The following is a 19,010-nucleotide window of genomic DNA, read 5'->3' as shown; positions in this document are numbered from 1 at the left end:
AAGTTTTATCCATAGCTGACGCGAATAAGATTGCGCGTGTCGCTTAATTCGTGTGCGCGCTCCTTACTATCGGGAAAACTCAAAATCTTAAATTAGCCGGAAATTGTAGTTGACGCATCAACCCGGCGTCGATTGCGTCGTGGTCCATCCTGCGGTTTATCGGGCTAATGGCCAAAAAATGGAAAATGAAATGAGCGACCTTCTGATTTCCGACTTCTTCCCTTCCCCGTATGATTTGAAGGAGAAGATCGTCAATCTCGTCGCGCCCCTTCAAAACGACCTTCTTTCGATGCTACCATCTTGGCTCAGTGAAGCCCCGGCCGAGTTTTTCCGACGCCGTCGCTTCATTGTCTGCGGCTCCTTGTGCTGGGCCGAAATCCGCACGCTCGCCAGCCTGGGCGAGGTGATCGCCATCGTCGACGACAATCTGGCGGAGCCGGGCGCGACGCAATTCGGCATTCCCGTCATCAGCACCGGCGCGTGGATCGACCAGGTCAAGGCCAACCGCGACATTGTTTCAGTACTGCTGGCCGCCACCATGCGCAGCAGCCGGCACTTCATCATGCAGTGCGTCCAGCACGACATGAAACTCATCACGCCGATCCAGTTCCTGTTGCTGTTGCAGCTCGCCGGCTATCAGGCCAAGGATGTCGGTGGATGCTTTTTCCGATACGGCTGGGATTATTTCGACATCACCGTCAAGAATATCGACGCGCATCTGGCGGTGACAGAGCTGTTCTCCGACCAGTACTCGAAGATCGGCTATCTCAATATGCTGCTGTACCGGCTGACCCTCAATCCGATGTACCTTGAACAGTATGCGGTCGGACGCGGCGCTCACTTCGATTACAACACCTACTTGTTCGAAAAGACCTTCCTTCCGCTGAACCAGCAGGAAGTGTTCGTCGACGCGGGCGCCTTCGACGGCGACTCGCTCAAGGAATTTCTAATCGCGGTGCGTGGCGAATTCCGCCACATCTACACCTTCGAGCCGGCCCAGGAAAACAATCGGCAAATCAGGGCGCGCCTGGCGGGACTGGAAAAGGAATATGGCAAGCCGCTGGGCCAATCGATCACCCTGATCGAAAAAGGCGTGTGGAGTTCGACCACCGAGCTGAGATTCAGTCCGAATTTCACGTACGAGGACGCGACCGCCCGCAGCTCCCCCCTCGGCGGCCATATTCTTGATTCAGGCTTGCGTAAAGCGGTCGATCCGACGCGGATCGATGACAGCCAGCTCGTGGTCGTCCCGGTGACGACCATCGATGAAGCCACCAACCAAGACGCCACCTTCATCAAGTACGAGGTCGAAGGCAGTGAATTGCAAGGACTGATGGGCGCGCGCCGGACTATCGAAAAAAATCGCCCGCGCATGGCGGTCGCGGTCTACCATAAGCCGGAAGACTTCCTGGTGTTGCCGCAGTACGTGCGCGACATGGGCATGGATTACAAAATAGGCTTCCGCCAGCATGACCGCTTCATGCCTGACGCCACGTATATTTATTGTTATTGAACGCGGAGCACAGCGGGCGCTCCATGTGGTGACATAGCCAGCGCTTGACGCTGGCTTTTTTTGTTGCTCGTTTGGGGTACGAGCAACATGGGGTATGGCAAGCGATCCGCCAATGTCGGATGGCGCACACTCGTCCGTGGCGATGCTACCGTCCGCCATCTTTCGCAAGCAGATAATCCCGCCGTAATGCGCTTGCATGCACCGAAAGTCGCGCCAGATCAAGGCCAACGCTAATGGTCCGCGCGATTCGCCTGCGCTTGCGCTGGCCCCTAGCTGTTCCCCGCCTGACCCAAAAGTTTATACACATCTCGCCGCAACCGATCTTGCATTATTGATAACATCTTGGTCAATAAATCCGTTTACATTCAAGCACTCGCGAGAGCGGTTGTAAACTGTTGAGTTTTCAGGTTTACTCTCGTCTTTTGGCTCGCGCAAAATGACAGACTCGACGCACTGGACTGACGTGGAATTTGCTGACATAGACCTTGGGGACGCCCGCCTCGACGGTCGCGCCAGGAAGATCATGGCGCGTTTTTCCGACACGCCGTCGGCCAGCATCCCGAAGTCCTGCAATGGATGGGGCGAGACGATCGCCACGTACCGGTTTCTCGAGAACGACGCCGTCGAGTGGCGTGACATCATGGCGCCGCACTGGGCCCAAACCCAGCAACGCATGGGCGAACACCCGGTCATCCTGTGCCTGCAGGACACGACCGAACTCAATTTCAACGGACAGCAAATCGGCGGCCTCGGGCAGCTCAGCTATGAAGTCCAGCGCGGCATGTATGTGCATCCAACCTACGCCGTCACACCGGAACGGTTGCCGTTGGGCGTGATCGACGCGTGGATGTGGGCGCGCGAGAAAGTCAACGCCGCCGGCATTCGGCCGGGGATCAAGGAAAGCGGGCGCTGGATCGAAGGATACGGCCGAATCGCCGAGATGGCCGCCGAGATGCCCGCGACGCGACTGGTGTACGTGGCCGACCGCGAGGCCGATATGATCGAGTTGATGGCCTACGCGCAGGACTGCGGCACGCCGGCCGACTGGCTGGTGCGCGCGAAGACCAATTGCGCGCTGCCGGACGGCGAGAAATTGTGGGCGCACACGCTCGATGGAGCGCCCGTGGGGGAAATCGGCTTCGCCATCGGCGCGCGCGACAAGCAGAAGGGGCGAAAGGTACGCCAGCAACTGTGGGCCAAGCGCGTGGAACTGCCTGCGCGGCGCGGCGTCAAGATCGCGGCCACTTGCCTGATCGCGCGTGAAATCGACGCGCCCGCCGGCGTCGAACCGATCGAATGGCGCTTGCTCGCCAATCGGACCGCCACCACCGCCGACGAGGTGATCGAGTTGATCGACTGGTACCGCGCGCGTTGGGAAATCGAGATGTTCTTCCATGTGTTGAAAAACGCGTGCAAGGTCGAGGCGATGCAACTGTCCCACATCGACAATCTCGAACGCGCGCTGGCGTTGTTCATGGTCGTGGCGTGGCGGGTCGCGTATTTGATGCGCCTCGGGCGCATCTGTCCGGACCTCGATGCCAGCCTGTTCTTCGACCCCGACGAAATCCGCGGCGCTTATCTGCTCACGAAGGAGCAACGCCCGGAGCGGCCTCCGACACTCAACGAGGTAGTGCGCCTGATCGCCCGCGTTGGCGGCTTCCTCGGACGAAAAGGCGATGGTGATCCGGGCGTCAAAACGATTTGGCAGGGCATTCAGGATGTGCGCGTCGCCGCGCTCACCATCAAGGCGCTACGCGACGAAGCTGGGTGACTTGTGTATAAACCTATGCACTCAGGTGCTTCAGCAAACCGCGCGCGTGTAGATCAAGCAATACATTGAAAAGCACATTGCCGGTCGGATCGTCACGATCGAACTCAACCAGCCGCTGCCACTGCGAATGACGGAAGATTCCATCGAGTTTGCTTGCGACTTCATACGATTCTGCATCGAGGAAATGCGCGTCAAATCGATCGGGAATCGGTGCAGACTTGAGCTTGCGAATGTCGCTCGCCTTGATACCTGCGACCGGCAACAACAGCGCGTCATGCTGATCGGCGCTGAGCAGACGATCGAGGTAGTCCGGGACGCTGACGCAGTCGATATCTTTGGCCGCGAAGAATGGCTCGAGCTCTTTGCGCAGGTCAGGATTGGTCGAAACATCGAGCACCAGGTCGTCTGGCTGAATGATATCGTGCGCGTCGTCGAAACCAAGCACAGGAATGCCCTCAATATCCGCCAGAATCTTTTTCGGATAAACGATGCCATCGATCGCTATATTATTAAGGCGGATAAATTTCTTGAAGTAGTTCTGATCTGGTTTCTGGAACGCCCATCCGGATGTGAAGGTTTTCATTGTCATTTCTTCTCGAATTCGAAAAATAGCGTATCACCAGCGTCAAGGCTGAGCGCGCGGTTATTGTCCAGCTGATACGGATAATACAGTCGTGCCGCCCCGTCTTCATACACCTGACACGAGGTCGAATACGCGCCAATCTCACTGAGGCCATATTGTTCGGCGAGTGCTCTCACCTCATCAGGGCGGAAATGCTTGTAGTGCCAGATATAACCCTGGTACGGCATGACGTTTTCGTTCGGTGCTGAAATAAACGTAACTGTTCAGCCTGAGTGAAGGCCGCAATAAACAGTTGTAAACTGTGCTGCTATCGCGCATGATTTGGGCATGCCACCAAAACCGCCCCGTCTCAATCTCACCGGCCTGTCCCATGACGACAAGGGTCGTCTCATTGACGCCTTGTTCGCGCGCCTGGACGCGGTCGAGGCGAAGTTGGGCATGAACAGCGAGAACTCGAGCAAGCCGCCGTCGTCGGATGGACTGGGCAAAAAGCAAAAGACTACTTCGTTGCGCGGCAAACCTGACAAGGCAGTTGGCGGCCAACCGGGCCATAAAGGCAGCACCCTCAAGCGGGTCGCCGAGCCTACCAGCACGCAGGATCACCCAACCCCATCGCATTGCAACCGCTGCCACAGTGCGTTGGCGTTTGAAGAGGCGCACGTACTCGAGCGCCGCCAGGAATTTGATGTTCCGACGATGTATTTTGAAGCGGTCGAACTCCGCGTCTACACCGTGCTGTGCACCTGTGGCCAACGGCACGACAGTGTCTTCCCGGCTGCTGTGAGTGAGCTTGCGCAATACGGCCCGAATGTGCGCGCACTTGGCGTGCACCTGACCCAGGGCCAGATGCTGCCGTATGCCCGCGCCGCCGAATTAATTCGCGAGATGACGGGCTTGTCGGTGTCGCCGGCAACGCTGCTGGCCTGGGTCGGCGAAGCGAGCCTGGCCCTGCAAGGCACCGCCGACCTGATCGCGCGGCAATTGCATCACGCACCGGTGCTGTGTGCCGACGAATCGGGCCTGCGCGTGGACGGCAAGCTTCACTGGATGCACGTGGCAGCCACGGCGGAACTGACTTGGTATGGCATGCATGCCAAGCGAGGCCTCGAGGCGATCGCCGCACATGGCATTCTTCCCAACCGACTCGGCGTTCTGGTGCATGATTGCTGGGCCCCGTACTGGAAACTGAACGATGGACTGCATGCCTTGTGCAACGCCCATCTTCTTCGCGAACTGGTCTATGCGCAGGAGGTGACGGGCCAGGATTGGCCAACCGACATGACGAAACTGCTGCTCAATGCCCAACGACTGAGCGCGGCTGCGCGCCAGCAAGGCAAGCCATTCGATGCCGATGCCATCGCCGCCTTCGCCACCGTCTATCACGGCATCGTGCGCCAAGGCGAAGAACTGAACCCTCCCCAGAGCAAGCCCGGCGCAAAGCCGGGACGCTGCAAGCAGTCTGACGCCCATAACTTGCTGCGCCGCTTCCGACTGCACGCCGACGCCATCTTGCGCTTCATTGCAGACCCTACCGTCCCGTTCACGAACAACATCGCCGAACGGGCCGTGCGCATGCCCAAGGTCAAACAGAAAATATCGGGATGCTTCCGCACCATCGCCGGCGCCGACAACTTCTGCACCATCCGCTCCTGCCTCGACACCCTACGCAAACAAGGGCACAGCATGCTGGAAGTGCTGCGCCGCGCATTTGCTGGCGATCCGATCAGGCCAGCTGCGTAGCGGCTGAATAGTTACAAATAAACAACCGTCCGCCCTTTTTCAGTGCCTTCGACAAGGTCCAGAAGAACGTTTCAAAATCTTTGACATGTTCCATCGACTCGAGACTCGCGATGAAATCAAACGTCGCCTCGGGCAATTCGAACGGAAAAAGCTTGGCCACAAAGATGACGTTGGGCGCACTCAGCTTTTGATTCGCCGTGTCGATTGCCTCTGCCGAGCCGTCGATGGCAAGAATAGTCGCGTTCAACTGTTGCGCCATCAGCATGGCACCGTGGCCTGCTCCGCAGAAGATGTCTGCGCCGAACAGCTGCGCTCCTGGCCTGCCATGCGGGTTGCGACGTACTGGTATCGCCATAAATGATCGCCACCTATGAGATTAAGATCGAGCGACGTATATCGTTCGCCGCTTTTCAATGAATAGTCTTTCATTTCCTCGGAGTTCCCTCCGGTTGAATTCGGTTGCGTGAGGTGTCAACGCATCGGCCCATTATGCGCCGATGATGACGATGGGATGGGCGTGGGTCGCATGAATGAAGGTCTTGGCGGCAACGTCAAGCTCGATCCGGCCCGCCTTGTCGATGATGCACAGCTTGCCGATCTGGCGCCCATGACCGACGATCACGCCCAGGCCGAGCGTGACCTGGGCGCCGATGCGCGCGCCGCGGCCAATCACCACGCCCTCGTCAATCCAGCTCGAGTGCCCCACCGTGACGCCGCTGGCGACGATGGCGCCGGCGCCAACGACGGTATTGAAACCGATCCGGCTGCCCTGCTGGATGATGGCGCCAAGCCCTATCCAGCAGTTGTCTTCGATGCGCGCACCGGCGGCGACCAGCGCGCCCGGTTCGACCAGGGCCGGCATGGCGAGGCCGCGCAGGCGCAGACTGGCCATCAGGTCCAGCCGCAAGCCATTCAGGTAACGCGCGTCGACGGCGACGAACGCGCTGGCGCCATCGATGGCCTCGATGCCATCGATGGCGGCGGCAATCGCGGCCTGACCGGCGTCCGGATCAATCTCGCGCATCTGCAGCGCGAGCGCGGGCGCTACTTCGCGCCAGGCGAGCATCGCGCGCGCCAGCTCGTCCCCGCAACCGATCACATACTTACAAGGCAAATTTCCCCTCCATCAGGTCCAGGTACCACAGTTCCAGGCTGGCGTTGATGTATTCGTAGTCGCCCAGGTGCGGCGAGCGCGCGCCGCCGTGCAGCGTGCGCTGGATCTGCTCCATCACGTCGACATCTTCGCGCATCACCACATCGGTGCCCATCATGTGCGCATGCAGCACGGCGGCGGAGGCCGCGTATGGCTGTTTCTTCTTCGCCGTCAGGTAGTACACCACCAGGTCGGTGCGGCCGGCCGATACCGGGATATGGTGCTCGACGATGAAGGCATGGCCGCCATTGGCCGAGGCGATGTGCAGGTTCGGGAACGCCAGCCAGTTGTAGTACCAGTCCTGATCGCGGTAGCGGTTCACGTGGGCGTGATACGGTTCGTTCGGGGGCGACTCCATCGGCGCATCGCGCCCGCCGCCGCTGAAGCTGCGCATCAGCCCGAGGGCGCGGTTGCGGTCCGGGATACCGTCCTGCTGCAGGCGGTGCAGGCCGGCCACGCCATCTTCGCTGATGCTGGCCTCGAACTTGACAGCCTGGTACAGCGAGCGCGCGTGCAGGTAGCGCGGATGATGGCCGTCGCGCAGGTTTTCGTAGGCCAGCTTCCAGTTGAACTTGCCCTCGTAGGTGGTCATGATCACTTCGCTGTCGTAGGCCAGCGACGACGCCGTCAGCGAGGCCAGCATGGCCGCGCCAAATTGCTGCTTGATCGGCAGCGGCGTCTCGGCCAGGCACACGAACACCAGGTTGCCGACCACCTCCAGCGCGAAGCGGCGCAGGTGGATGCAGGCGCGTTCTTCGGCCGCAAAGCGGTACAGCGCATCCTCGTGCGGGATGCGGGTGGCGCCCTCGCGATCAAAACTCCAGCCGTGGTAGCCGCAAAACAGCGGCCGCACGCCATGCGGCTGGACCTGGATCGGGTTTTGGCGGTGCGGGCACAGGTTCTCGAAGGCGCGCAATTCACCCTGAAAATTCTGGACCACGACCGGGATACCGAACAGCGTGCGCGTGATGAAGGCGTTGTGCTTCTCCAGCATGACCTTCAGGCCGATGAACTGCCACAACGGCTTGAACAGCAACGCGCGTTCGCGTTCGAACCACGCTTCATCGATGTACGCCTGTGGCGGCATGCGTGAGCGCATTATTTGAACCTGAAGATCTTGGCCGGATTGCCGATCATGGTCACCCCCGGCGGCACATCGGCCATAACCACTGCGCCGGCGCCAATGATGGCGCCATCGCCCACCTTCACGCGCGGCAGGATGGTCGCATGCGGGTGGATCATCACGTCGCTGCCGATCTGCGCGCCACCACCGACGAACACAAACGTGCCGATCGTGGTGTAGTCACCGATGTTCACCTCGTAGCCGATCACGCTGGTCGACTGGACCAGCACGAAGTCGCCCAGGCGGGTGTCCACGCCCATGCGCACTTCGGGCTCGAACAGGCAGCCGACGCCCATCTGGACCCCGATCGCCTTGTGCAGGCCGGTACGCAGGGTCATAAAGGTGGCGCCCTGCGCCAGCAGCGGCGCGGCGAAGCGGCGGCGCTGGGCCGGCTCGCCCAGCGCGCACAAAAACTCTTCATGCCCCTTGGCGCGCCAGGTCAGCGGGTTGCCCAGCACCGGCAGCGGCGTGCCGGCCGCCAGCTCGACGCGGTTGTCGAGAAACCCGACGACCTGCCAGTCGACGCCGTTGGCGACGTCGCTGAGCATCATGTTGTAGACGCTGCGGCCAAAGCCGCCGGCGCTGATGATCAAGGCTTCCTTCAAGCCGGGCTTCATGTCCATGGAATGCCTCCGTCCAGGTGCAGACGCGTGCCGGTCACCTTGCGGCTGATGTCGGCCAGCAGGTAGATGGCGGTGTACGCAACGTCTTCGGGCGTGCCCAGTCCGAGTGGATACATTTTGGCTTTTTCGTCGAGCCAGGCGCGGTCTTCGTTGACCAGCGGCGTGTCGACCAGACCCGGCGCGATCGCATTGGCGCGCATGGCGCGCGGCGCGATTTCCAGCGCCAGCGGGCCGATCATGCCTTCGAGCGCGGCCTTGGACGCCGAATACGGGCCCACGCCCACGGTGCCGGTATGCGCGGCAATCGACGACATGAACACCAGCGAGGCGCCGTTGCGCAGCGACTTTTTGGCCAGCAGCAGCTGGGTGAGCATCAGCGGCGCCAGGAAGTTCGCGTCCAGCACCATTTGCATGAAGCTCTGGCGCAGCATGCGCAGCGGCGCCACGCCATGCACGCCGGCGGCGTGCACCACGCCATCGAGCGCGCCACACGCTGCCACCAGGTCGGCCATCTGCGCCGGGTCGGTCAGGTCGGCCGCGCAGCAGACGTGACCTGACGCCTGGCCCGGTTCGGCCCCTGGTGCTGTGCCCAACAGCGCCAGCGTCTGCGCCAGACGCGCCTGGTCGCGGCCGGTGATGACCACGCGCGCGCCTGCGCGGGCACACTCGAGAGCGACCGCGCGGCCGATGCCGCTGGACGCGCCGGTGACCAGGACGCTCTTGCCGCGCAGGTGGAACGGATGCTGGAACATGTCTTGGCCGTTCATCGCACGTGCAGGGTCAGGCCTGCATCGATGACCAGGGAGGTGCGCGAGACCCAGCGGCTGGCCGGGACCAGCAGCCAGGCGATGGCTCCGGCCACGTCGTCAGGCTCGATCATGCCCAGCGGCGCGAGTGCCGCCTTGTCGCCGGTGTTCATCACGTTTTGCAGGCCCTCGAGCATCGGCGTGGCGACGTAGCCGGGCGAGACGCAGTTGGCGCGCACGCCCTGCTTCGCGTGTTCCACCGCGATGGTACGCACGGTCGCCGTCAGCGCCGCCTTGGCGCCCGAATAGATGCCGGTGGCGTGCGGCGCGACGTGTTCGGCCACCGCCGTCACATACACCAGCGAGGCGTTGGGGGCGATCTTGCGCTTGGCGAGCAAGGCTTGCGTGAGCAGCACGGGAGCGTCGTAGTTCACGGCGAACAGCTGGTCCAGGTGGCGCTGGCTGACCATGCGGATCGGCGCCAACTGCGCGGCGCCGGCGCTGAACACGCAGCCGTCAAGGCTTGGTGCGGCGTCGACCAGCGCCTGACGCGCGGCCGGGTCGGTCAGGTCGCCGATGACGCTCACATGCCCCGCACCGGCCAGGTCGTCGACCACCCGCGCCAGGCGTTCGCTGTCGCGCCCGCAGGCGAGGATGCGCGCGCCCATGTTCGCACACAGGCGGGCCGTGGCCGCGCCGATGCCGGACGAGGCGCCGGTGACCAGGATCGTCCGTCCCTCCAGGCTGAACGGCGAATTGCTCATGATGCGTTCACGATTCGATCAGCTCCGGAAACACCGCGCCTTCGATATCGACGATGCAGCTGCCCCACGACAGGCCGATGCCAAAACCCGACAGCAGGAGTTTCTTCTTCCCGGCCATGAGCGCGTCGCGGATGCGCACGGTCATCGTTACGGGCAGCGAGGCGCCGCTGGTGTTGCCAAAGTCGTGCAGCGTGGTAGGCACCTTCTCTGGCGCCAGACCGAGCTTCTTGCGGATGGTCTCGTTGATCATCCGGTTAGCCTGGTGAAAGATGAAGTAATCGATCGCCTCGATCGGGCATTCGGCGTAGTCGAGCAGATTGCGTACGGCGGGCGGCACCCGCTGCGTCGAGAAGCTCAGCACGGCCGGCCCGTCCAGGATCAGCGCGCCTTTGCTGCGCCAGATGCCGTCTTCGTCCTTGACCGGCACCATGTGCTGCAGACCGACCGGTTCGCGTCCGCCACCGACCGGCAACATGATGGCGCGGTAGCCGCTGCCGTCCGAGTTCAGATCGAAGTGCATCGGCGGCGCGGCCGGATCGTATTCGAGCGCGGTGCAGGTGCCGGCGTCGGAAAACAAGGGTTCCAGCACGGTCGCCGATTTGTCGCCCACCAGCAGCAAACCCTTCTTGATGCCGCCGGCGGAAATCATCGACCCGAGCACGTGCAGGCCAAAGGCATACGCGGAGCAACCGAGGTTGATGTCGAAGGCGATCGTGGTCTGCTTGAGCTTGAGCCTATCTTGCATGATGATCGCGGTGGCCGGGATCGGGTAGTCGGGCGACTGGGTGATCACGATCAGCGCGTCGATCTCGTCGCGCTCCCACTTGAGCTCTTCGAGCAGGCGCTCGGTGGCATCGAAGGCGAGGTCGGAAAAGCACTGCCACTCAAAGCAGATGCGGCGCGTCTCGATGCCGATATTGCGCACCACGCGTTCGCGCGCCGACTTCAACTGCGGCGGGCAGTCGTCGAGGTTAGACAGGATCCGCTTGGGCACGCAGGTCGCCATGCCCGCGTAGCGTACGTTGCGCAGGGTCGCCTGGGCCATGGCTCAGCCAACCAGCTTGTAGACGTCGGCTACGGTCTGGCACGCCACCAGATCCTTGCCGGTGATGGCCTTGTCGTACTCCATGTCGAACATGATGATCACGCCCAGTGCGGCCAGCGAATCCCACTCCGCCAGTGCTTTCAGGTCGGTCTCGCCGCTCAGTGCGACTTCGGTCTGGAAGTCGACGGCATTACTGAATTTCTCGATAAATTGCTGCAGGGTGTCCATGCAAAGGCCTAACTAAATGATTGCTCGATAACTGAATAGATGACTGCTACTCACGCCACACGATAGCTGATTGATGTTCTTACTTTCGCAGAACTATAAAGGAAATTGGATGCTTCCGGGGGGGGCAAAAATCCTTTTACGCCCAAGTGATGCGATTACCAAGCAATAACTGCATTGCTGGCGACCTCGAAGCGCGGAAAGCGGCGAAAAACCTGCCCATCGCTGCAGGGGCAATGCGGCAATCGGCTACCGTTGCGTGCTCATGCAACGTTCCAGTGTAGGCTTGGCCAATCTCAGTCTCCTGATGGACGCACATGAAGCGCAGTTTGCCGCACGTTTTTCGCGCCCGCCAGGTCAGCACCGCCCAATGCGCCGGCCTGGCCTTCGTGTTCCTCTGGTTTTTCATCGGCGGCATCGCGCATTTCACCGCCACCGCGACCGAGGCGCTCATCGTGCCGCCTTACATTCCCTGGCCAGTGGCGGCGGTGCTGGTCAGCGGTGTGTTCGAGCTGCTCGGCGCAGTCGGCATCGTGCTGCCGGCCACGCGCAAGGCGGCCGGAATCGGGCTGTTCCTGCTGACGCTGGCCGTCACGCCGGCCCACGTCTACATGCTGCAGCAGCCGGAATTGTTCCCGGTGCCGATCTGGGCGCTGTGGCTCAGGTTGCCGATCCAGGTGGCGCTGCTGTGGCTGATCATCTGGAGCACGTGGCGCCTTCATCCACGCGCAGGGTAAGCCATGCCCGAACAACCCGCCATATCCACGATGGTCAGGCGCTGCGCCCCAAGCTGCAGGATCGTTGCCAGAAGTGCGTCACATTGTTTGCAAGTTTGGACAGATTGACCGATTTGCGAAACGTATCAAACCTTGGCAGTGACTGACCTGGCACACAATGGTACCAGCACCAGCAAGCCGGCCAGCATCCAGAACGCCGCATGCAGCCCGGTGGCATTGGCGACGAAGCCGATCACGGCGGGCCCGGCCAGGATGCCCGCGTAACCGGTGGTCGTGACGGCCGCCACCGCCAGCGCGGGCGGCATGGCGCCTTGTGCGGCGGCGCGGCGGAACAGCACCGGCACGATGTTGGCGCAGCCCAAACCGATGAAAGCGAAGCCGGACAGCACCAGCGCCGCTTGCGCACCGGTGAGCAGAATCACGAAACCGAGCAGCGCCACCAGGCCGCCCCACAGCAGCGTGCGGAAGTCGCCTAGCCACCCGGACAGCCAGTCGCCGCTCAGGCGCCCCGCCGTCATCGCCACCGAAAAAATGATGTAACCAATGCCGCCCTGCGCGACCGGCACCAGCTGCGCCTGGGTGATCAACAAGGCGCTCCAGTCGAGCAAGGCACCTTCGACCAGGAAGGTGACGGCGGCCAGGATTGCCAGCAACAGCACCAGGCCGCGCGGCAACGCGAACATCGGGCCGCCCGGCGTGGCGCCGCCATCAATCAAGCGCGGCGCGGCGATGAACAAGGCGAGCGCCATCAGCGCCGCGCAGATCAGCGTGCCGGTAAACACGGCCACCTGCATCGACAACAAAAATGTCATGAACGCGGCGCCACTGAAACCGCCAATGCTGAACAGCGCGTGAAAGCCCGACATCATGGGCCGCTGCGCAGCCTTTTCTACCTGCACCGCCTGCAGATTCATGGCCACGTCGAGCGCACCGAGCGTCGCGCCGAAGCCGAACAGGATGATGCCGAGGACGGGGACGGAACCGGCCACGGGCACCAGCGCCAGCATCACGGCGAAACCGATGCCACTACCGAGCAATATCGGTTTGCTGCCGAAGCGCGTCGCCAGCATGCCGGTGGCAACCATGGCCGTGATCGAGCCGACGCCGATGCACAGGATCAAGAGGCCGAGGATGTTCTCGTCGATGCCGAATTTGATTTTGGTGAGGGGCACCAGCGGGGCCCAGCAAGCGTAGCCGAAACCGGCGACGAGGAACAATAAACGCGTGGCGAAACGCGTCGCGGGGCTATTTGCAGAATGCAATGGACTACTCCAGAGTTGGGGCGGGATGAGAAAGTTGTGGCGCGACCAGCAGCGTGGCGCCGGCCTGTTCCAGTGTGGCGCGGATGGCGGCGGGCGCATCGTGCTCCAGCACCAGCTGGCCGATGTCGCCGAGGGCGCACACGCGGTGCGGCGCGCGCGTTTCCAGCTTGTCACTCGTGACCAGCACGGCGACGTCGATGCTGGCAGCGAGCAAAGCGCGCTTGAAGGTGGCGTCGGACGGATCGAAGGCAGCGATGCCGCCGCTGACGGACACGGCACAGGCGCCGAGAAAACAGCGGTCGATATTGAGCAGCGCCACCTGCGCCAGCGCCTGGGCATCGACGCAACCGCCGACAGCGGCATCGACCGTTCCACCCACCATGATCAAGCGCACGTCACTGCGCGCCAGCACGGCGGCAGCGATATGGACCGAATTGGTGGCGACCGTCAGGCCGAAGTCGGGCGGCAGGCAGGCAACGATGGCAAGGTTGCTGCTGCCATTGTCGAGGAAGACCAGCGCATTTTTCTGCACCAGCGCGGCGGCGGCACTGCCCAGCGCCTGCTTGCGTTCGGCGCCCTCCGCAATGCGCACAGTGACAGCTTGCGAGGCAGGCGACACCGGCAACAGTGGCAACGCGCCGCCATACACGCGCCGGCAACGCCCCGCAGCAGCCAGCGCGCGCAGGTCGCGCCGGATGGCGTCTTCCGAGACGCCAAATTCCAGCGCCAGCGCAGTGGACACGGCGCCCTGCCCCTGTTCGAGCCTGAGGGCAATGATGTCGCGGCGTGCCAAGGGGAGATCGTTGTTCATTCCGCATGATAACGTGCACTAACAAGAAAGTATACTGGTAAACCGTGCACAAACAAGAACTAATGCTTGAAACGCGATCGCTGTTTGCCACCGCCAAACTCAACGGCATGGACCCTCGCGCCAGACGAATCCGGCGGCCAACGTAAACCTGAAACAACAGTCGAAATTTTAATTTCTTGTTTCAATACGAGGAGCGTCCTACTATTCGTTGTTCAAAAATCACGTAGTCCATCCAGGGAGTCAGCATGCGCATCGCGTTCATGGCGGCCATTTCCACCCTATCCCTCGCCGTCCACGGCCAGGCAGCCAATACCGGCCTGAGTAATTTTCCCGCTATCCCGAAGGCAGAGCCGCTGACGGAAAAAGTCTTTGGCATCGACATCCAGGATCCCTATCGCTGGATGGAAAAGGCCGACCGGCGCGCCGACCTGGAAGCATGGATCAAGGACTCCAGCCTGCATACCACGAGCGAACTTGCAGCCTTGCCCGGCCGCACGCAGCTGTTGCAGTCGCTGCAGGCCGCAAGCCGCGCCAACGATGCCTTCCGCACTACCCGCATCGCCGGCGGAAAGCTCTTTTTCCAAAAGCTGACCAGCGACCGCAATATGCCGGTCCTGATGGTCCGCGAAGGTGGGCGCGAGCGGGTGCTGCTGGACCCGATGGCCGGCAGCGACGGCAAGGCGCCGCGTGCGATTGGCAGCTATTCACCATCGCCGGATGGCTCCCGCATTGCCATCCAGGTGGCCGAAGGCGGCAGCGAAATCGGCAAGGTCATCGTGCTCGACGTTGCGAGCGGTAAACCGGTCGGTGAAGAACTGCAACCGGTATGGAGCGAAGAGCCGCCGACCTGGCTGGACAACGACACGATGTTCTACGGGCTGATGCGCGAACCCAAACCCGGCGTCGACACCATGCGCGGCGTGCGCGAGATGTTGCACAAAATCGGCACGCGCGCGCGCGACGATCTGCCATTGCTGGGAAGCGGTGTGCCGACGCAGGGGTTTGCCGTGCCGGAGACATCGTTTCCGGTCCTGATTTCGCACCGCAGGTCGCCATGGGTGGTGGCAGTGTCAGGCAATGCGCGCGCGGAGTACCCCATGGCCGTGGCACGGCTGAGCGATCTGCAGGCAGGGAAGCTCTCGTATGTCCAGCTGGCCGATTACGACGAGCGGGTCAACACTGCCGAGATCATGGGGAACACCTTGTACTACCAGACCAGCAAGACGGACCAGAACGGCGAAGTCCGCGCGCTGGCGCTCAGTACGGGCAAAGGGCCGTCGGGCGGACTGTCGCTTGCGAACAGCCGCCTGGTGATGGCTTCCGGAGGCAAGATCATCACCGGCATCTGGGCCACGGTCGATGGACTGTATGTCCAGACGATCCTGCCCAGCGCGGCAAGCCAGCTGTACTTTTTAGCAGGCGGAAAAGGTGCGCCGAAAGCCATTGCGCTGCCGGCCAGCCAGGCAATCGACGACGTGAGCGTCGATCCCGACCGCAAGACGCTTACCTTTTCCATGTACGGCTATACCGCAAACTCGACCTGGTACCGGGTTGAAGGCGGCAAGGCGCGCGCCCTTGGCCTGCAGAGCGCAACCCTGCCGGCCGCGAAGGCGCGCACCGTGGTGGAGGAATGGGCAAGCAGCGCGGACGGCACCAGGGTACCGCTGACGATCGTGTTCAGCGGCGCGCGGCGCGGCCCGGCGCCGACCATCATCGATGCCTACGGCAGCTATGGCGTGTCGGGCACGCCGCAGTATTCGACGGGCTGGGTGGTATGGAACGAGCGTGGCGGCGTCTATGCGTACTGCCACATCCGCGGCGGTGGCGAGTTGGGCGACGCCTGGCATCGGGCCGGCATGCAGGAAAAGAAGGTGAACAGCCACGAAGACCTCATCGCTTGCGGAAAGCGACTGGTGCAACTGGGCTATGCATCGCCGGCGAAGCTTGGTGTGTTCGGCGCCAGCGCGTCCGGGCTGCTGGTTCCAATGGCGGCGATGAAGGCGCCTGAGCTGTTCGCCGCGGCGGTCACACGTGTCGGCATCGTCAATGCGACCCGGTTGGCCCAGGCGAACAATGGCCCGAACCAGTTCGGCGAAATGGGCGACCCGACGACCGAGGCCGGTTTCCGGGCATTGGCAGCACAGGACGCCACCCTGTATCTGGATCGCGCCCGAGGCGGGCCGGACTTCCTGTTTACCATCGGCCTGAACGACCAGCGGGTCGATCCTTGGATGTCGGCCAAACTGGTGGCGATGATGCGCGCGAAATGGGGCGATCAGCACCTTGCCCTGATCCGCTCGGACGGCAACGCCGGCCACGGCATCGGCTCCACCCGCGACCAGGCTCTGGAAGAGCGTGCCGATATCTATACGTTTTTCCTCAACCGGTTCGGCGCGCCCGGATACACCAGGTAGCGGTCGCACACGCGCGACGAGGTTGCGATCGCCGACGACTCACTTCCACGATCGATGTCGGCATCAATGCGCCATTCAGGGCAAGTGTGGTCGTAGGGGGGCTCGCGGGCAGCCAGGCTCGCTTCCAGGATCATCAGGCCGTCGCCGGAAAGCGCCAGGTAGCCAAGGTGGATCATGTGCCATTCAGCCGCCTTGCCTTCCTGGCGGAATACTCACAAATTGGTGGAATTGCGATACAGTTGTGCAACTGCAACGAACGCAGCTGGTAAGAGCAAAGTTTACTCATTGACGACTCCGGGAAGTAGGCAAGATTTTTCTATACCGCCCAGAATTGCTGCTCAGCGTTTAACCGCAATACGCTATAGAAATATCTGTTTGATTTCAAGCACTTAAGAAACATTTCCGTAATAAAATACCATCGAGATGTTTCTTTTTATCATTATAGTTTCATCAATGCATTATAAAATTACGGCAGAAACATACGTTTAGTGAATGGCAGCTATCAAAACATAAAATTATCATTATATCTGGCGAGGCATATACTTGATCTCATGTTGCACCGCATTAGGTGCTAGCCCACTCACTGAAAGGAAAGATCATGTCTAATTCTTCCGCCGCCCATCAAGTTTCTTCGGTTGCTGACTTTGCACGTTTTTCGCAAGAGCTGGTCACCGCCCTGCGCACCGCAGCTGCTCAACTGGCTACCTACATCGGTCAAAGCACCGAAGAGCGTGAGCTCAAGCACCAGGAAGCTTACCTGGCCCAAGCTACTGACCGTTATGATCTGGAATACCGCATCCGCGAACTGGACCGTACCCGCCACGCCCGTTAATTGGTTTTACCGAGTTGTTGTCCTGTAGTAGAAGCTGGTATCAGTAGTCGCCTGCCCGAATCGGGTCCAGCGCGGCGGCCGCCAGTCCGTGCGGCGCTGCTTGGTTTGACGCGGCGTGAAGCGAAAAAAGGCTGCACCAGCAATCGATGCTGGTGCAGCCTTTTCTATTGGCGCGAGCTTATTGCGCTCATCCTTCCAAATCGGTCCGTCGACCCGCACCGCTGTTGTGACTTTCCAAAATAGACGCGACGTTTTGAAAATTACTGCGACTACCGGGCGTGAAGTAGCGACGTCCACCGCTTCTTGCTGAGTTACAGTAGACCCAACGAACTTCCGCTTTCGGCCAAAAGCAGACGTTTAGATAAGAAATTATGAATAGCGCAACAATTAAAGGTTTTATTGTATGCAGCCTCGACGAAGGCAATTCTTCCCGCGAAACAAACTTGCTTTAGGGCTTACCGCAGGTTTTCACCTGCTTGCAGTGCAGCTGTGGATACACGAGCGGCATGTCTACCCGCGTGCGCAGCCAGAGATCGTATCGACTCTAGTGCGCCAACCTGGGCAATTGTTGCTTCTACCAGTGTTCACATACCCTCTAATTCTAAAGCAGCGGAAGAATGTAACTGCTATAAAACCTACCCGAGTTTTGCCTGTTACCCCGAACTCGATGGGTATCCATCTATCTAAAGACACACCAACTAAATCCTCGCACACGCAGGCGCCTGCAACTGACTTGGAAGTATTTTCAAATGTTAAGTCGATCGAGACGCCTGACTCCGGCACGAACAGCAACGGTACACCTTCTAGCACGTCTTTCGATATTGAGCTCGCCAGACGCCAAGCGCGTCATATTTCAGTAGAGGTAAGTAAAGGGGAATCCGGAGTGCTAACCGGTTCAAGTTCGCCGTGGGTTCGCTTCGGCCATGAATTGAATGCTGCCCATGTCGAGCCTATAACTGGCGTTCAGCAGGACAGTTATACCGCCTCTGACGGGACAACCATTTACCGCAAGCGGATAGGCAACCGGACGTTTTGCCGCAGAAGCGGTAGCGTGGGCGGTGGCGGGATTTTTGACAACGGTGGAAAAGAAAGCGCGGGTTGGATCTCTTGTCCCAGCCAAACAGAGTGGAAGCGTGAGCCAGATTGAATGAATGAATGAATGTCTGTATATGGACTCCTCCTCGTTTGCAAACAATCCGTATTCTGGCTGTGAGGTACTGCTCACGTATATCCGGTCTCTTGCTGCTACACCTGTGCCAGGTGTTGGACCCTGATGGGCTATTCGCGCGCTAACTCCCTATCGCTTTGACGGGCTTGAAGGCCTCAGACATTCTCGGGTTCTGTCAGCGCCGGTTCGACCTGTTGGCCATCATGCGGCTTGTCATGCAATCGTGGTTCGGATGTTCCTACACGTACAAGTTGCTGTTGCTACTGGGCTTAGGCAAGCGACGGTTCATAATCAGTCCCCCTGCTCATCATCGCCCAGGCGATACGCGCTGTTTTGTTGGCCAAAGCCACCGCAGCGATATTAGGATGGCGCGTCGTTGCGATACGCATCACCCAGGTACTTAATCGATCACTTTTCGATTGCGCTGTGCGGATAACGGCACGGGCGCCATGAACCAGTAGACTGCGCAAATATGCGTCGCCCCGCTTGCTGATCCCTAA

21 protein-coding genes are annotated in these 19,010 nt (G+C 60.9%); 7 read left to right on the top strand and 14 right to left on the bottom strand.

The annotated features are described in order from the left end of the window. Window positions 1-109: 109 nt before the first annotated feature. Window positions 110-1,513 carry an FkbM family methyltransferase gene (locus tag V6M87_RS23705; RefSeq protein WP_332879142.1) on the top strand — a complete coding sequence of 468 codons (1,404 nt, stop codon included), beginning with the start codon at window positions 110-112 and terminating at the stop codon, window positions 1,511-1,513. A gap of 436 nt (window positions 1,514-1,949) precedes the next feature. After that, window positions 1,950-3,284: an IS4 family transposase gene (locus V6M87_RS23700; protein WP_332879141.1), complete on the top strand. Its 1,335-nt coding sequence runs from the start codon at window positions 1,950-1,952 to the stop codon at window positions 3,282-3,284. Between the two features lie 13 nt (window positions 3,285-3,297). Here V6M87_RS23700 and V6M87_RS23695 read toward each other — a convergent pair whose 3' ends face one another. Beyond that, window positions 3,298-3,867, bottom strand: coding sequence for a hypothetical protein (locus tag V6M87_RS23695; RefSeq protein ID WP_332879140.1), 570 nt, complete (start codon window positions 3,865-3,867; stop codon window positions 3,298-3,300). Window positions 3,868-3,869: 2 nt separating this feature from the next. After that, complete coding sequence (locus V6M87_RS23690; protein WP_332879139.1) at window positions 3,870-4,094, bottom strand: hypothetical protein; 225 nt, start codon at window positions 4,092-4,094, stop codon at window positions 3,870-3,872. Window positions 4,095-4,194: 100 nt separating this feature from the next. On the opposite strand from V6M87_RS23690, the gene tnpC reads away from it, so the two are divergent. Beyond that, window positions 4,195-5,607 carry an IS66 family transposase gene (tnpC, locus tag V6M87_RS23685; protein ID WP_332879138.1) on the top strand — a complete coding sequence of 471 codons (1,413 nt, stop codon included), beginning with the start codon at window positions 4,195-4,197 and terminating at the stop codon, window positions 5,605-5,607. Here tnpC and V6M87_RS23680 read toward each other — a convergent pair. The 8 genes from V6M87_RS23680 to V6M87_RS23645 all read right to left on the bottom strand — a co-directional run bounded on the left by V6M87_RS23680 (window position 5,591) and on the right by V6M87_RS23645 (window position 11,289). Further along, window positions 5,591-5,962: a class I SAM-dependent methyltransferase gene (locus tag V6M87_RS23680; RefSeq protein ID WP_332879137.1), complete on the bottom strand. Its 372-nt coding sequence runs from the start codon at window positions 5,960-5,962 to the stop codon at window positions 5,591-5,593. The two genes, tnpC and V6M87_RS23680, sit on opposite strands and share 17 nt — an antisense overlap. Before the next feature lie 132 nt (window positions 5,963-6,094). After that, the gene (locus tag V6M87_RS23675; RefSeq protein WP_332879136.1) at window positions 6,095-6,721 is read right to left on the bottom strand and encodes a hypothetical protein; all 627 of its coding nucleotides are present in this window, start codon (window positions 6,719-6,721) and stop codon (window positions 6,095-6,097) included. Further along, window positions 6,711-7,859 (bottom strand): aromatic ring-hydroxylating oxygenase subunit alpha, encoded by a 1,149-nt coding sequence (locus V6M87_RS23670; RefSeq protein ID WP_332879135.1) that lies wholly within the window; start codon window positions 7,857-7,859, stop codon window positions 6,711-6,713. Before V6M87_RS23670 ends, V6M87_RS23675 begins: the two co-directional genes overlap by 11 nt. Further along, window positions 7,859-8,506: a PglD-related sugar-binding protein gene (locus V6M87_RS23665; protein ID WP_332879134.1), complete on the bottom strand. Its 648-nt coding sequence runs from the start codon at window positions 8,504-8,506 to the stop codon at window positions 7,859-7,861. The genes V6M87_RS23670 and V6M87_RS23665 overlap by 1 nt, the downstream gene beginning before the upstream one ends. After that, window positions 8,497-9,273, bottom strand: a complete 777-nt coding sequence (locus V6M87_RS23660; RefSeq protein ID WP_332879133.1) for an SDR family NAD(P)-dependent oxidoreductase — start codon at window positions 9,271-9,273, stop codon at window positions 8,497-8,499. The genes V6M87_RS23665 and V6M87_RS23660 overlap by 10 nt, the downstream gene beginning before the upstream one ends. Then, a complete protein-coding gene (locus V6M87_RS23655) occupies window positions 9,270-10,016 on the bottom strand; it encodes an SDR family NAD(P)-dependent oxidoreductase (RefSeq protein WP_332879132.1) in 747 nt (248 codons plus the stop codon). Before V6M87_RS23655 ends, V6M87_RS23660 begins: the two co-directional genes overlap by 4 nt. 7 nt (window positions 10,017-10,023) lie before the next feature. Further along, window positions 10,024-11,061, bottom strand: coding sequence for a ketoacyl-ACP synthase III (locus tag V6M87_RS23650; protein WP_332879131.1), 1,038 nt, complete (start codon window positions 11,059-11,061; stop codon window positions 10,024-10,026). A gap of 3 nt (window positions 11,062-11,064) precedes the next feature. Then, complete coding sequence (locus V6M87_RS23645; RefSeq protein ID WP_332879130.1) at window positions 11,065-11,289, bottom strand: acyl carrier protein; 225 nt, start codon at window positions 11,287-11,289, stop codon at window positions 11,065-11,067. A gap of 314 nt (window positions 11,290-11,603) precedes the next feature. Here V6M87_RS23645 and V6M87_RS23640 point away from each other — a divergent pair, with 314 nt between their 5' ends. Further along, window positions 11,604-12,023, top strand: a complete 420-nt coding sequence (locus V6M87_RS23640) for a DoxX family protein (RefSeq protein ID WP_332879129.1) — start codon at window positions 11,604-11,606, stop codon at window positions 12,021-12,023. Window positions 12,024-12,148: 125 nt separating this feature from the next. On the opposite strand, the gene V6M87_RS23635 is transcribed toward V6M87_RS23640, so the two are convergent. Together V6M87_RS23635 and V6M87_RS23630 are read right to left on the bottom strand one after the other, a co-directional pair. Continuing rightward, window positions 12,149-13,285, bottom strand: a complete 1,137-nt coding sequence (locus tag V6M87_RS23635; RefSeq protein WP_332879128.1) for an MFS transporter — start codon at window positions 13,283-13,285, stop codon at window positions 12,149-12,151. A 4-nt stretch (window positions 13,286-13,289) separates the two neighbouring features. After that, entirely contained in the window at window positions 13,290-14,096 is an 807-nt protein-coding gene (locus V6M87_RS23630) for a DeoR/GlpR family DNA-binding transcription regulator (protein WP_332879127.1), read from the bottom strand. Window positions 14,097-14,341: 245 nt separating this feature from the next. On the opposite strand from V6M87_RS23630, the gene V6M87_RS23625 reads away from it, so the two are divergent. Next, window positions 14,342-16,510: a prolyl oligopeptidase family serine peptidase gene (locus V6M87_RS23625; protein WP_332879126.1), complete on the top strand. Its 2,169-nt coding sequence runs from the start codon at window positions 14,342-14,344 to the stop codon at window positions 16,508-16,510. Here the strand turns inward: V6M87_RS23625 and V6M87_RS23620 are convergent. After that, window positions 16,462-16,686 (bottom strand): hypothetical protein, encoded by a 225-nt coding sequence (locus tag V6M87_RS23620; protein ID WP_332879125.1) that lies wholly within the window; start codon window positions 16,684-16,686, stop codon window positions 16,462-16,464. The two genes, V6M87_RS23625 and V6M87_RS23620, sit on opposite strands and share 49 nt — an antisense overlap. Window positions 16,687-17,108: 422 nt before the next feature. On the opposite strand from V6M87_RS23620, the gene V6M87_RS23615 reads away from it, so the two are divergent. Together V6M87_RS23615 and V6M87_RS23610 are read left to right on the top strand one after the other, a co-directional pair. Beyond that, window positions 17,109-17,342 (top strand): DUF3563 family protein, encoded by a 234-nt coding sequence (locus V6M87_RS23615; protein WP_332879124.1) that lies wholly within the window; start codon window positions 17,109-17,111, stop codon window positions 17,340-17,342. 667 nt (window positions 17,343-18,009) lie between these two features. Next, complete coding sequence (locus V6M87_RS23610; RefSeq protein WP_332879123.1) at window positions 18,010-18,489, top strand: hypothetical protein; 480 nt, start codon at window positions 18,010-18,012, stop codon at window positions 18,487-18,489. 290 nt (window positions 18,490-18,779) lie between these two features. On the opposite strand, the gene V6M87_RS23605 is transcribed toward V6M87_RS23610, so the two are convergent. Beyond that, window positions 18,780-19,010 (bottom strand): transposase (locus tag V6M87_RS23605; protein ID WP_332879122.1); only part of this gene is annotated, 231 nt, incomplete at its 5' end.

The organism is Massilia sp. S19_KUP03_FR1, from assembly GCF_036688685.1.
GTDB lineage: Bacteria > Pseudomonadota > Gammaproteobacteria > Burkholderiales > Burkholderiaceae_D > JALYUM01.
Note: the sequence above shows the minus strand (reverse complement) of the source record. Positions and strands in the feature narration are given on the sequence as shown.